This is a genomic window from Parasphingomonas frigoris (genome assembly GCF_036663815.1).
Lineage (GTDB): Bacteria > Pseudomonadota > Alphaproteobacteria > Sphingomonadales > Sphingomonadaceae > Sphingomonas.
In genome coordinates, this window is sequence record NZ_JAXOJQ010000003.1 from 691,180 (window position 1) to 704,499 (window position 13,320).

Sequence of the window (13,320 nt, forward strand, 5' to 3'; positions counted from 1 at the left end):
CGGCGGTACGGATCAGAACCTCGGAAACGTCGGGATCGGCGAGAAGATGAGCGCCAGCAGGCCGAACAGCGCGATCGCTACCAGCGCGCCGCCGACACCGACGATCAGCGTACGGCGGGCAAGCCGTTTGACGAGATAGGCGCCGATCGGTGCGGCGACCACTCCGCCGATGACCAGACCCGTAGCGGCGATCGTCACCGACTGCAGGCCAAGCGTCCCGATAAACGCTGCGAGAACGGTGACGGTGACGAAAAACTCTGCCGCATTGGCGGTCCCGATCACCGAGCGCGGGTTCGCGCCTTGCGACAAGAGATTGCCGGTCACGATCGGACCCCAACCACCACCGCCCGATGCATCGAGCATTCCGCCAAGGAACCCGACCGTGCCGACCAGACGCGTCCGGCGGAACGTCTGCGGACGGCGCGGACCGCGCCAGAGGAGGTAGGATCCGACCGCCGCGAGATAGACCAGCACCACCGGGCGCATCAGCGCGATCCCGACATGGGTGAAGATCCACACCCCGATGAAGCCACCCGCGATGCCGGGGATGACCAGCCGGCCGAACAGCGACCAGTCGACGTTGCGCTGCACGGCGTGGCTGAGCCCCGAAATCCCGCTGGTGAAACTCTCCGCCGTACGCACCACAGCCGAAGCAGCAGGGCCGGGCCGGCCGAGTGCGACGAGCAGGCTGTTCGTCATCACGCCGAACCCCATGCCGACCGTACCGTCGACCACCTGCGCCAGGAATCCGATCGCGACGAACGGCGCGAGATCGCGCCAGGAGATCGCGCTGAAATCGATCATGCGCGCGGTCCTCCAAGTTGCGGCCGGGCGGCGCCGCGAAGGCGTCCGATCGGCGCGGTGAGCAGGAAGACGATCGGGAACAGCAGGGCCAGCATCGAGAGGACGCCGCTGATGGCGGGGCCAGCCCCCGCAAGCCACGGCAGCACCGCCGCCCAGATCGACACAGCCAGCGTGATCAGCAAGGCGCGCTCCTGCTCGGTCTCGTCGAAGGCCGCGAGCGGGGTGGTGATCCTGCCCGCAAACAGCGTCCGGAGCCCGAGGGTGGTGCTGCTCTTGCGGTCGATAAAGACGGGCGGAACGGCCGACTGTGCCATCGCGCGAATGCCCACCGCGATCAGGCGCGTGCCGACCGATCCGGCGAAGCGCCGGTAGGTGGGGCTCCTGTCGCTGATCGTGCGAAGACCGCTGCGGCCCCCGAACACCAGCGCGACCAGTGCGTCGTTTTCGCCGGTGGCGGGTGGTGCCATGGCCGACGCTTGGGTGGAGACGATCCATTCGAGGATGCTGGACGGCACGTCCACGCCGCACGCTCGCTCCAGCCCCTGGAACCCGGGTGCCGAGTTCGCCTCGCAAATGCGATAGCCCGTTTCATCGAACAGAATGTCGATGCCGGTCACGTCGAGGCCGAGCGTATCCGCCGCCTGGACCGCCAGTTCGGCCATTTCCCGCGGCGGGTTATAGGCGATCCCGACCCCGCCGAGCGAAACGTTCGACTTGAACCCGCCGGTGAGCGATCGCCGTTCCATCGCCGCGACGACCCGGCCGCCGACGACGAGGACCCGGACGTCGCGACCGTGGCTCGCGCGGATGTAATGCTGCATCACGAAATCGGCTTGCGCCTCGGCGCTTTTCAGCAGCCCTGCCAGATCCTCGAACTGGCTGCGGTTTTCGCATTTGAGCACCCCGGTTCCGCGCGTTCCCTTCAACGTCTTGACGATCACGGGGAAGCCGAGCTCGCGCTCGACCAACTCGATATCCACCGGGAATTTGCCGAGGATCGTGCGGGGCACCGGCAGCCCCGCCCGGACGAGTTCCTGCAGGCTGTGCAACTTGTCCGCGACGAGCTCGATCGCGACCGGGCCATTTACCAGCCGGACGTTGCGCCGTTCGAAATGGCGTAGCAGCGCCAGGGTGAAATAATCGGTCTCGGCACCGCTGCGACAGAGGACGAAATCAGGACGCGCGATCGGGCTCCCCTGATACTTCACCGCCCAATCCTCGCCCGCACCGACGACCAGATCGAAATGGTGCGGGTGGAGGATCTGCAGATCGATTCTCATGGCCGCGGCGGCTTCCTGAAACCGAAAGATATCGGGCACTTCCGGCAACGCCGGGTCAAGCGCGCGATGAAACAGGATCCAGCCCAGCATTGTCGCAGTTCCTTCGATTGCGATCGCCGAATGCATCGATCCCGCCGGTTGCCATTCGAACACAAGCTGCCAATCGTCTTGTCGGTCGGGGCCGCGGTTGGCAACCGGGATGGGCGGTGCTGCCCGTCTTGTCAGCCGGAGCGGGGCATGAGGGCGTCCGCTTAGGGCGCTCCCGAACCGGAGTTGACAACGGCCCCGGTGCATTGCTCAATACGCTGATGGGGCCAGCGATCTCCCCATGAGGCGACAGCCGAAGCATCGCGTCCCTGCCGCACCCGAGGACGCTTCATGCCCGCGATCAACGCCATCACTCCCGAGAAACTTGTCCGCCTGATCGGGCTTCCGCATGGTCCCGCGATCGTCGACGTGCGCACCGACCGGGATTTTGCCGCCGACCCGCACCTGGTGCCGGGGTCGGTTCACCGCGGCGACGCCGATCCTGCGGTTTGGGCGGGCGGGCTTATTGGCAGAGCTGTGGCGATCGTGGACACGCAGGGAAGCGCTGCCAGCGAGGGCGTCGCTGCGTGGCTGCGGCATGAGGGCATCGCGGCCGAAATTCTGGACGGCGGCACGCTCGGCTGGGCCGCCGCGGGGCTGCCGATGGTGCCCGCGGCGGTACTACCCCAACGCGATACACAGGGGCGGACGCTGTGGGTCACGCGCGCGCGGCCCAAGGTCGATCGCATCGCCTGCCCGTGGGTGATCCGCCGCTTCGTCGATCCGGATGCGGTGTTCCTGTTCGTCAGCCCGGCCGAGGTTGCCGGCGTGGCGGAGCGCTTTGGCGCGGCTGCTTTTGATATTGCGGGCGAGGGCGTGGTGTGGGGCCACGCGGGCGAGTGCTGTACGTTCGACGCGATGGTGGCGCGGTTCGGGCTTGCCGCTGTCCCGGGCCTTGCGCATCTCGCGGTGATCGTGCGTGGGGCCGATACCGCGCGGCCCGACCTCGCACCCGAGGCGGCTGGGCTGGTCGCGATGTCGCTCGGCCTGTCGCGGATGTTTTCGAACGACCTCGAGCAACTCGACGTGGGGATGCTGCTGTACGATGCGCTGTATCGCTGGTGTCGCGATGCGACCGGCGAGACGCATGACTGGGTTTCCCATCATCCGAAGGCGGTGCGCCCCAAGGTGTCGGCGTGAGGACGGTGGCTGACGACGCAGCCGCACCGATGCCACGGCCTGCGCCCGTGACGCTGCGGCAGGCCTTCTGGGTGTGGCTGCGGATCGCGGCGCTGTCGTTCGGCGGACCCGCCGGTCAGATCGCGGTGATGCACCGCATCCTGGTCGAGGAGAAACGCTGGATCGGCGAGCATCGGTTTCTCCACGCGCTCAATTACTGCATGCTGCTGCCGGGGCCGGAGGCGCAGCAACTCGCGACGTATATCGGCTGGCTGCTGCACCGGACCCGCGGCGGGATCGTCGCGGGGACGCTGTTCGTGTTGCCGGGGGCGGTGTCGATCATGGCGCTTAGTTGGATTTATGTGCTGTACGGGCAGGTCGGGGTGGTCGCGGGGCTGTTCTTCGGGCTGAAATGCGCGGTCCTCGCGGTCGTGTTGCAGGCGGTGGTGCGGATCGGGAGCCGCGCGCTCCGCAACGGCGTGATGCGGGGCCTCGCCGCGACCGCGTTTGGGCTGATCTTCTTTCTGGACGTGCCGTTCCCGCTGATCGTGCTGGGGGCGGGGCTGATCGGGTATTTCGGGGGCCGCGCCGACATGCCGGCTTTCCGGATCGGCGGGGGCCATGCGTCGGGCAAGGGTGCGGTCGTCGCCGATGCCGACACGCTGCTCGGCGAGGCCTTGCCCGCGCATGCCAGCCCCACGATCCGCCAGTCGGTGCAGCAGGCCGGGGTGTGGCTCGTGCTGTGGCTGGCACCGGTCGCGGCGTCGCTGCTGCTGCTGGGGCAGGGCAGCGTCTTCAGCCAGATCGCGACCTTCTTCTCGACCATGGCGGTCGTCACCTTTGGCGGCGCCTATGCCGTGCTCGCCTATGTCGCGCAGCAGGCGGTCGAGCAGTATCACTGGCTCACCGCGCGCGAGATGCTCGACGGGCTGGGCATGGCGGAGACGACACCGGGGCCGCTGATCATGGTGCTCCAGTTTGTGGGGTTCCTCGGCGCGTATCGCCACCCGGGGATGTTGTCGCCGCTGCTCGCCGGGACGCTGGGCGGGTTGCTGGCGACCTGGGTGACGTTCGTGCCGTGCTTTTTGTGGATCTTCCTCGGTGCGCCGTTCATCGAACGGATGCGTGGCAACGTGGCCCTGTCGGGGGCGCTGTCCGCGATCACCGCAGCGGTGGTCGGCGTGGTGCTCAACCTGGCGGTGTGGTTCGCGATCCATACGCTCTTTCGGACCGTGCGGCCATTTACGGCGGGGCCGGTCCGGATCGACCTGCCCGTGATGGCGAGCCTCGACCCTTGGGCGCTCGGCATTGCGACTGCCGCGATCGTTGCAATGTTCCGGCTGAAGCTCGGCATCTTTGCGACGCTTGGTATCGCATCGACGGTGGGAATTGCACTGCAGGTGAGCGGCGCCCGGTGATCGGGATTGTGAAAGAGCTTTTTATGCAGGGATGTACCTTTTGGCCCAGCCGACGTCCGGCGGCGTCGCAGCGGGCGATCCTTCTGGAATGGGAGCCACTGATGGCGCTGTGACGCGTTGGAAACCGGCACGCCAGTTCGTTCGTTCCGATCCCCATGCGATCTCCGTATTTCCGGTCGCGACGCGATCGGATTTGCCTGCTAGGAATATAATCTATCGAACTGATAGGATATGGATGCGGCTAATGGTCGTTAGGGATCGGCTCCCTCATCGCGCGGCTTTCGCGGCGTGTCGCATCTCGTGATTGATCATGTCGCAATCATCGGGGCCGGGTTTTCCGGCTCGCTCATGGCGATCAACCTCGTTCGCCATAATGGCCCGCGTGCCACGTTGATCGATCGATTGGCGGAACCCGGGACCGGGCTGGCGTACGGCGCGGCACATCCCGAGCATCTGCTCAACGTTCGTGCGTCGAACATGAGCGCGTTTCCCGACGATCCGGATCATTTCGTACGCTGGCTCGATGCGCAAGGTATCGGTGCGGGCGCCGACGCCTTCGTGCCGCGCCTTGTCTATGGCGTCTATCTGCGCGGGTTGCTCGATGAAGCCGTAATGCAGTCGCCCGGGCGTCTCACGGTTCTGCGCGGCGACGCATGCGACATCACGGAGGATGCAACGAGCATTCAGCTGGCGAACGGCGATCGGGTGAATGCCGATGCCGTGGTCCTCGCTCTCGGGAATTTGCCGCCGCACCCGCCGCTCGGGATCGCCGTCGCCGCAATCTGTCAAAATCGATATGTGGGGGATTGTTGGAGCTCGGGAGCAACCGACGGCCTGCGGCCTGACGACTCCGTGCTGGTCGTTGGTACCGGTTTGACCATGATCGATGTCGCCCTGTCGCTGGAGGCGAAAGGGTTTACGGGTCGGATCGTCGCCCTGTCCCGAAGAGGGCTCGTACCGCTTGCGCATGCGCCGGGGCCGCCGTGGGTCCGCATCACGGAGCGTCCGACCACGCAGCTGTCACGCCTGACCCGTCGATTGCGCGCCCGGGGCGCTGAAATCGGATGGCGAAGTGCAATCGACGAATTGCGCCCGTTTACGCAGGATATGTGGCGCGCAGCATCGGACGCGGAACGCGCGCGTTTCATCCGCCATGCCCGTCCGTGGTGGGACATCCATCGCCATCGGCTTGCCCCGCAAGTCGCCACGCGGATCGCGGCGTTGCGATCGAGTGGCCGACTTCAGGCCTTGGCCGGCAGGATAGCCGGTACCGAAGATGGCGCGGACGGGGTGAGGGTGCATTGGACCCCGCGGGGAAAAGACGACCGAGAGCAACTCCTCGTACAGCGCATCATCAACTGCACCGGGCCACAGGGCGATCTTCTCCAAGCGAACGAACCGATTCTCCGGGCCTTGGTCGCACGCGGATCGATCCGCGCGGATACGGGGCGGTTGGGGATCGACGTGGACGCGGGGATGCGCACGATCACGGCGGACGGTCGCGTAAATGACCGGCTGTTCGCGCTCGGTCCGATGACGCGCGGAGCATTCTGGGAAATCGTTGCGGTGCCCGACATCCGTACCCAAGCCTGGACGCTGGCTAGGCGCCTGTCGAACGCGCATTGGGTGACCGAGGGACTCTAGCGGGCCGGGCTACCGGTTGCAGCTTCGCATGGCGAACTGCGGTCATCGGGACAACGCAACCTTGACGAGGGGTTTGGCAGCGCCCGATTTGATGTGCGGCCGTCGAAAGAGAGACTTTCAGTTCCCACAGGAAAACTACGGGTTGAACTCCCATCGGAATAGTAGAGATTAATCCGGTGGGGATCGAGCACGATCATGCTCGGCTTCCGTTTCATCACGGAGTTCAGATATGAAGAAGATCGTTGCCCTGCCGCTTCTCGCCGCTCTGGCATTGTCGGTTACCGCCTGCGCTAAGACCGCGACCAGCGACAATGTTTCGGAAACGACGCTCAACGAGACCATTGCCGAAAATGCGAGCGCATCGGACGAGCTTGGCGGCGGCAATGCGGCCGAGGGCAATGACTCGGATCTCGAAACCACCAGCAACACCACCGCTGTCACGAGCAACGCGCTATAATGGGGGTTGGTGGGTCTACCCAGTTTTGATGAATCGCCAGGTTGCTCCCTAGCGTAAACTCGCGGCCCGGCACATGTTGCCGGGCCTTTTGTATGTCCGATCGACGGAGCGAAAACTCGAACGCGTGCGCCGCTCGCGATGTTTTACGTATCCGCCGCTGTTTCGCACTCAGCCTTGGAAAAGCAAATCTTCGCGCCCGCCAAGATGCGCAGCATTGCATATCCTACTAGATCAGTAGATTTTAAAACTGCTCTTTCTGGCCGAGGATTACCTGTTCATGGCTAAACCGTTCGCCGCTGACGATTCCGGGCTGCGCCGCTCGCCCGCCTGGCCGACCTTGGCGGTGACGCTGGCGGTCTATTCAGGCTGGCTCGCCCTCACGTTCTGGCATGGCGCACTCCCGTTGCCGCTTCTGGCGGTGCTCGGCGGTTGGACTTTGGCATGGCACGGCTCGCTCCAGCACGAGACGATTCACGGCCATCCCACCGGCGTGGCGCCGCTTGATCATGCGATCGGCTTCGTACCGCTCTCGCTCTGGCTGCCCTATGCGCTGTATCGGCGCAGCCATGTCGCACATCACGCGAGCCCGGCCATCACCGATCCGCTGCTCGATCCCGAATCGCGCTATGTCGATCGCGACCACGGCCTCGCTTGGCTGGCAGCGCGCGTGCAGACCACCTTGGTCGGGCACATGCTGCTCGGCCCGCCGATCACGATCCTGCGCTTCCTGTTTGCCGAAGCACGGCGGGCAGGCACGGAACCGCTCGTCGTGCTGCGGGATTGGGCGCCGCATCTGGCTGCAGTCGCGCTGGTGGTGGCGTGGCTCGATCATGTCGGGCTCGATCTTGCGACCTATGCGCTTTGCTTCGTCTATCCCGGCATGGCGCTGACCGCCTTGCGCGGTCATGCCGAACACCAGGCCGAGACGACCACGCCCGGGCGCGCGGCAACGGTCGAGCAGGGCGGGGTGTTCGGCTTGCTGTTCCTCAACAACAATCTCCACGCGGCGCATCATGAGCGCCCCGGGCTCGCCTGGTATCATCTGCCGGCCTATCACCGCCGTAACCGTGCGCGGCTGATCGACCAGGGCGCGATCCTCTATGACGGCTATGGCGACGTGGTGCGGCGCTTCGCAGTGCGCGGGCACGACCAGCCGCTCCATCCCGCGCATCGCGAACCCGCGTGACGCGGCGCATCGCCTCGCTCGGCATGTACGATCACGGCCCGCAGCAGGCCGCGAACGACAGGCTGTGGCGTGAAATCGCGCGCATCCTGAGCGCCCGCGGGATCAGCGGCGTTCCGCGCGACCTCGAGCGGAGCCGCAGTCTGTCGGCCGTGCTGCACGATCCCGCCATGTTGTTCGGGCAGGTCTGCGGCTATCCGCTGGTGACCGAGACGACCCTTGCGTTGCGCGTGCTTGGTACGCCGGTCTACGACGTTCCGGGCGCGCAAGGCGGTGTGCACCGCAGCTTTCTGGTCGCGCGGCACGACGATGCCGCGACGCTCGACGCGTATCGGGACCGGCGCGCCGCGATCAATGGTTTCGATTCGAACACGGGCATGAATTTGCTGCGCGCCACGATCGCACCGATCGCGGCTGGTGGACGCTTCTTCGCGAGCGTGACCGAGACGGGATCGCACCGCGCGAGCATCGCGGCGATCGTGCGCGGCGATGCCGATATTGCAGCGATCGACAGCGTGACCTTTGCAGCGGTCCAGCGCGACGCGCCCGATGCCACCGCGGCGCTGCGCATTCTCGCCAGCACGACCGAGTCCGCCACGCCGCCCTTCGTCACGGCGCGGGCCACGCCGATCGAAACCGTCGCCGCCTTGCGTGTCGCGCTCGCGCAGGTCGCCGAAGATCCTGGGCTCGCCGAAACCCGGGCAACGCTCTTCCTGACGGGTATCACGTCTGGCGGGACCGAGCGCTACGCGCCCATCCGCGCGCTCGAAATCGACGCGGTCGTCGCCGGCTACCCGGAATTGCGCTGATCCAACGCGCGGTGATCTCGTCTTTAAAAGCCCCAACCATTTCTTCGCATCAATTCCCATCTGCGACGTGGGATATGGTCGTTGATCGAAGGAGGATCTCATGCCGCACAGCCCGATGGATACCGCGCCGGACCTCGCCCGGAGCGAACGCGCCGTGAGCGAGGCTGCGCTGCCGACGGTAGATATGGTCGCCACGGTGGCCGGATTGCGGACGGTGCGAGACACGTGGCGGCAGCGCCAGACCGGCCGCCACAGCGCCGAGCGCTTCCCCTCGCAAGCCGCCGTCGCGCAGATCGTCGAACATCTCTCGGCTGCGCTGTTTCCGCAGCGGATAGGCGTTTACCGGGGTTCCGAGGCCGAGCTCGACGGCTTCGTGGCGGGGCAATTGCACCTAGCCTTCACCGAGCTGCAGGTCCAGATCGCGCGCGAATTCGCCTATTGGCAGGCCGAGGCGGACGAGCCATTCGAGCGCGACCAGGCCGCGACGATCGTTCGGTTGTTCGCCACCACCTTGCCTGCCGTGCGGGAATTGATCGATAGCGATGTAGAGGCTGCCTTTCTCGGCGATCCGGCCGCGCGCAGCGTCGATGAAATCCTGATCTGCTATCCCGGCGCGCTCGCCGTGCTGCATCACCGGCTGGCGCACGAACTCTACCAACTCGGCGCGCCAATCGTCGCGCGGATCATTTCCGAGATCGCCAATGCCCGGACCGGGATCGATATCCACCCCGGTGCGACGATCGGGCCGAGCTTCTTCATCGACCACGGCACCGGCGTGGTGATCGGCGAGACCGCGATCATCGGCGCGCGCGTCCAGCTCTATCAGCACGTCACGCTCGGCGCGCGCAGCCCCCTCGGGACGACTCATGTGCAGCCACGCGGGCGCTACGCGCGTCACCCGATTATCGAGGACGACGTCGTGATCTATGCGGGCGCCACGATCCTCGGCCGCGTGACGATCGGGCGGGGTGCGACGATCGGCGGCAATGTCTGGCTGCTGGAAGATGTCGCGCCCGGCAGCGTCGTCGCGCAACCGACCGCGGCGATCCTCGCCGGTGAGGCCGCCCTCAATTTGCACGAAGTCTTGCGCGGGCGCCCGGCATGAGCGTCTTCGACCGGCGCCGCTTCGAGCCGCGCCCGTGCGCGGCGCGCCCGGTCATCGGGGTGCTGTGCTGCAACGAAGTGTCCGAGCGTCCGATCCAGGCGGTGGCGACCCGTTTCATCGAGCCGCTGGTGACCTACGCCGGCGTCACCGTCGTGCTGATCCCGGCGGTCGCCAGCGCGTGCGACGCGATCGCGCTGGCCAGCCGGCTCGACGGGCTGCTGTTGACCGGCTCGCGCTCCAATGTCGCAGGCGTGCGCTACGGCATTGCTGGGGCCGACACCGGCCCGCTCGACGAACAGCGCGACGCGGTAGCGCTGGAGCTTGCCGCGCGGATGATCGAGACGGGGCGCTCGGTGTTTGGCATCTGCCGCGGCTTGCAGGAACTCAACGTGCTGTTCGGCGGGACGCTGAGCGATGCGACGCCCGATCACCACCATCGCGGGGCCAGTGGGACGATCGGTTACGAGGATCTGTTCGACCATCATCACGATGTCGACCTGCTCGCTGGTGGCCTGCTCGCGCGCACCACCGATGCGGCGCGGCTGACGGTCAATTCGGTGCATCGACAAGGCATCGATCGGCTCGGCGCGGGATTGTACGTCGAGGCCCGCGCCGCCGACGACGGATTGATCGAGGCGTTTTCCGCGCGCCCGTGCGGCGGCGACGTGCTCGCGGTGCAATGGCACCCCGAATGGGATGCCGCGCGCAGCCCGGCGAGCAGGGCCTTCTTCCAGCTCATTGGCGAGTCGCTTGGCAATCCGCCGGTTTTGGCGCAGGGGCCGCCAGCGTGAGCGCTGTCAAAAAAGTGTCATGTAAATGAAAAAGGGTAATCTTATGCGTAACCTCAAGGCAGTCCTCGCGCTCGCAACCTCACCGATTGCCCTCCTTTCCAGTCAGGCCGCTGAAGCGCAGAGCGCACCGGCAGCCGCACCCGCAGCCGCAGGGGAAGCCGCAGCCCCGGAAGCGCCCGCAGAACCTGCCGACATCGTCGTCACGGGCACGCGCGGTCGCGGCCGGTCGCGGCTCGACAGCAGCTCGCCGATCGACGTGCTCAGCGCCGCCAGCCTGCAGCACCAGGGCACGACCGAGATCGGCGCCTCGCTCGCCGCGATCGTCCCGTCGATCGACTTCCCGCGCTCCGCGGCGGTCGACGGCACCGACTCGATCCGCCCGGCGACGCTGCGTGGCCTGTCGCCCGACCAGACGCTCGTGCTGATCAACGGCGTCCGCGCGCACACCTCGGCGCTGCTCAACACCAACGGTTCGGTCGGGCGCGGTTCGGCGGCGGTCGATCTCAACACCATTCCCTCGGTCGCGCTCGATCGGATCGAAGTGCTGCGCGATGGCGCCGCCGCGCAATATGGCTCGGATGCGATCGCCGGCGTCGTCAACCTGCGACTTCGCGAGGCGCGCAGTGGCGGTGGCGCGACGGTCAGCTACGGCCAGACCGAAACCGAGGTCAACACCGCGCGCGGTTCGCGCGACGCGCATGACGGCAAGACCGTTACCGCTTCGGGGTGGCAGGGCATCGGCCTCGGGTCGGACGGCTTCCTCACCGTGTCGGGCGAGTATCTCAACCGCGGCGCCACCAGCCGTGGCGACTTCGATCCGCGCAAGACGCCGATCCGCGTTCGCTCGCGCTTTGGCGACCCGGAGGTCGAGCAGTACACCGGCTACGTGAATGCCGCCAAGCCGCTCGGCGACAGCGGCTGGACGCTTTATGGCTTCGGTGGCTATCAGCACCGCGACAGTGTCAGCGCCGCGACGCCGCGGATCGTCGGCGGCGCCGCGACCGGCAACGCCAATGCCAGCGCCGACGCGCTCGCCGCGCTCTACCCGGACGGCTTTACCCCGCTGATCGCGGTGCGCTCCGAAGATCTGACCGCGACCGGCGGCATCCGCGGCGAGCTGTCGGGGTGGAAGGTCGACTTCAATGTCTCCTACGGCCGCAACCAGCTGACCTTCAACACGCGCAACTCGGGCAACGCCACCTATGGCGCGACGTCGCAGACCAGCTTCTACGACGGCAAGCTGACCTACGACCAGCTCGTCGGCGGGATCGACGTGTCGCGCGAGCAGCCGCTCGGCGCGGGTACGATCAACATTGCCTGGGGCTTGGAATATCGCCGCGAGGGCTTCCAGATCGGCGCCGGCGAGCCCACGTCTTACAACCGCGCTCCGGGCGCGGCGACCAACCTCGGCGGTGGTGCGCAGGGCTTCCCCGGCTACCTGCCGTCGAACGTCGTCAATGTGCACCGCGACAATGTCTCGGGCTATCTCGACCTCGAAGCCAAGCCGACCGAAAAATTGACGATCGGCCTGGCCGCGCGCGGCGAGAGCTATTCCGACTTCGGCGAGACCGCGACCGGCAAGGTCAGCGCGCGCTACGAATTCGCGCCGTGGTTCGCCGTTCGCGGCACCGCCTCGACCGGCTTCCGTGCGCCGGCGTTGCAGCAGCAATATTTCACCTCGACCGCCTCGGTGCTGACCAACGGCAACATCGTCGAGACCGGCCTGTTCCCCTCGACCAGCGCGGTCGGCACGGCGCTCGGTGGCAAGGCGCTCGAGCCCGAGCGCTCGCGCAACCTCTCGGCGGGGTTCGTGGTCAAGTCGGGCGGGTTCGACCTGTCGGTCGATGCTTATCAGATCAAGCTGCGCGACCAGATCGCGCTGTCGGAAAATCTGAGTGGCCCGGTCGTCGCCGCGCTGCTCGCGCCGTACAACGTCTCGGCCGGGCGCTTCTTCCTCAACGGCATCCGCTCGACCGCCAAGGGCATCGACGTCGTCGCGCACTACCGCAAGGCGACCGCTGGCCTCGGCACGTTCGACCTGACCGCGGCCACTAACATCAACGATATAAAGGTCACGCAGGCCCCGGGCGCGGCGACGATCACTTCCTCGGCCGGGACCACCACATTGCCGATCTTCAGCCGGCAGCGTATCGTTTCTTTCGAGCAGGGCACGCCGCGCGAGAAGGTCGTCGGCACGATCGAATGGTCGCTCGACAAGCTCGGCGTAACCGCGCGCGCGTCCTATTATGGCGACGTTACCCAGCCGGGCAGCACCGGCTTCGCCGCCGACGACATCCACACCGGGCGCCACACGATCTTCGATCTCGAGCTACGCTATCAGGCGATCAGGAACGTCAACCTGGCGCTGGGGGCTAACAATCTGTTCGATACCTATCCCGATTACGTCCGTGTGCTGTCGTCGCGCGGGATGCCGCTCAACAGCACCGGGCTGGTCGGCTTCCCCTATTACTCGCCGTTCGGTTTCAACGGCCGCTACGTGTACGCCCGGGTTGGCGTGACCTGGTAATATCGTCGATCTGAAGACCGAGCGGTCGTCCACCTTGCACGGCAATCTCGCCGTGCAAGGTGGAGACTATCCCGGATGTCGGTGGCCAGCGATGTC

Annotated in this window: 11 protein-coding genes; 9 read left to right on the forward strand and 2 right to left on the reverse strand. The window is 66.5% G+C overall.

Going from position 1 to position 13,320, the window contains the following annotated elements; genetic code table 11:
• Positions 1 to 12 precede the first annotated feature (12 nt).
• Entirely contained in the window at positions 13 to 804 is a 792-nt protein-coding gene (locus tag U1872_RS13645) for a sulfite exporter TauE/SafE family protein (protein WP_332793436.1), read from the reverse strand.
• Positions 801 to 2,174, reverse strand: coding sequence for an ATP-grasp domain-containing protein (locus U1872_RS13650; RefSeq protein WP_332793437.1), 1,374 nt, complete (start codon positions 2,172 to 2,174; stop codon positions 801 to 803). Before U1872_RS13650 ends, U1872_RS13645 begins: the two co-directional genes overlap by 4 nt.
• Before the next feature lie 288 nt (positions 2,175 to 2,462).
• On the opposite strand from U1872_RS13650, the gene U1872_RS13655 reads away from it, so the two are divergent.
• The 9 genes from U1872_RS13655 to U1872_RS13695 all read left to right on the forward strand — a co-directional run bounded on the left by U1872_RS13655 (position 2,463) and on the right by U1872_RS13695 (position 13,224).
• Entirely contained in the window at positions 2,463 to 3,311 is an 849-nt protein-coding gene (locus U1872_RS13655; RefSeq protein WP_332793438.1) for a chromate resistance protein ChrB domain-containing protein, read from the forward strand.
• Between the two features lie 29 nt (positions 3,312 to 3,340).
• Positions 3,341 to 4,708, forward strand: coding sequence for a chromate efflux transporter (chrA, locus tag U1872_RS13660; RefSeq protein ID WP_332793638.1), 1,368 nt, complete (start codon positions 3,341 to 3,343; stop codon positions 4,706 to 4,708).
• Between the two features lie 300 nt (positions 4,709 to 5,008).
• Positions 5,009 to 6,352, forward strand: coding sequence for an FAD/NAD(P)-binding protein (locus tag U1872_RS13665; protein WP_332793639.1), 1,344 nt, complete (start codon positions 5,009 to 5,011; stop codon positions 6,350 to 6,352).
• 229 nt (positions 6,353 to 6,581) lie between these two features.
• A complete protein-coding gene (locus U1872_RS13670) occupies positions 6,582 to 6,809 on the forward strand; it encodes a hypothetical protein (protein ID WP_332793439.1) in 228 nt (75 codons plus the stop codon).
• A gap of 277 nt (positions 6,810 to 7,086) precedes the next feature.
• Complete coding sequence (locus U1872_RS13675) at positions 7,087 to 7,995, forward strand: fatty acid desaturase (protein ID WP_332793440.1); 909 nt, start codon at positions 7,087 to 7,089, stop codon at positions 7,993 to 7,995.
• Positions 7,992 to 8,801, forward strand: a complete 810-nt coding sequence (locus tag U1872_RS13680; protein ID WP_332793441.1) for a phosphate/phosphite/phosphonate ABC transporter substrate-binding protein — start codon at positions 7,992 to 7,994, stop codon at positions 8,799 to 8,801. The genes U1872_RS13675 and U1872_RS13680 overlap by 4 nt, the downstream gene beginning before the upstream one ends.
• Before the next feature lie 100 nt (positions 8,802 to 8,901).
• Positions 8,902 to 9,906 carry a serine O-acetyltransferase EpsC gene (gene epsC / locus U1872_RS13685; RefSeq protein ID WP_332793442.1) on the forward strand — a complete coding sequence of 335 codons (1,005 nt, stop codon included), beginning with the start codon at positions 8,902 to 8,904 and terminating at the stop codon, positions 9,904 to 9,906.
• Positions 9,903 to 10,697, forward strand: a complete 795-nt coding sequence (locus U1872_RS13690) for a gamma-glutamyl-gamma-aminobutyrate hydrolase family protein (protein WP_332793443.1) — start codon at positions 9,903 to 9,905, stop codon at positions 10,695 to 10,697. The genes epsC and U1872_RS13690 overlap by 4 nt, the downstream gene beginning before the upstream one ends.
• Positions 10,698 to 10,740: 43 nt before the next feature.
• Complete coding sequence (locus tag U1872_RS13695; RefSeq protein ID WP_332793444.1) at positions 10,741 to 13,224, forward strand: TonB-dependent receptor plug domain-containing protein; 2,484 nt, start codon at positions 10,741 to 10,743, stop codon at positions 13,222 to 13,224.
• The last annotated feature ends 96 nt before the right edge of the window (positions 13,225 to 13,320 follow it).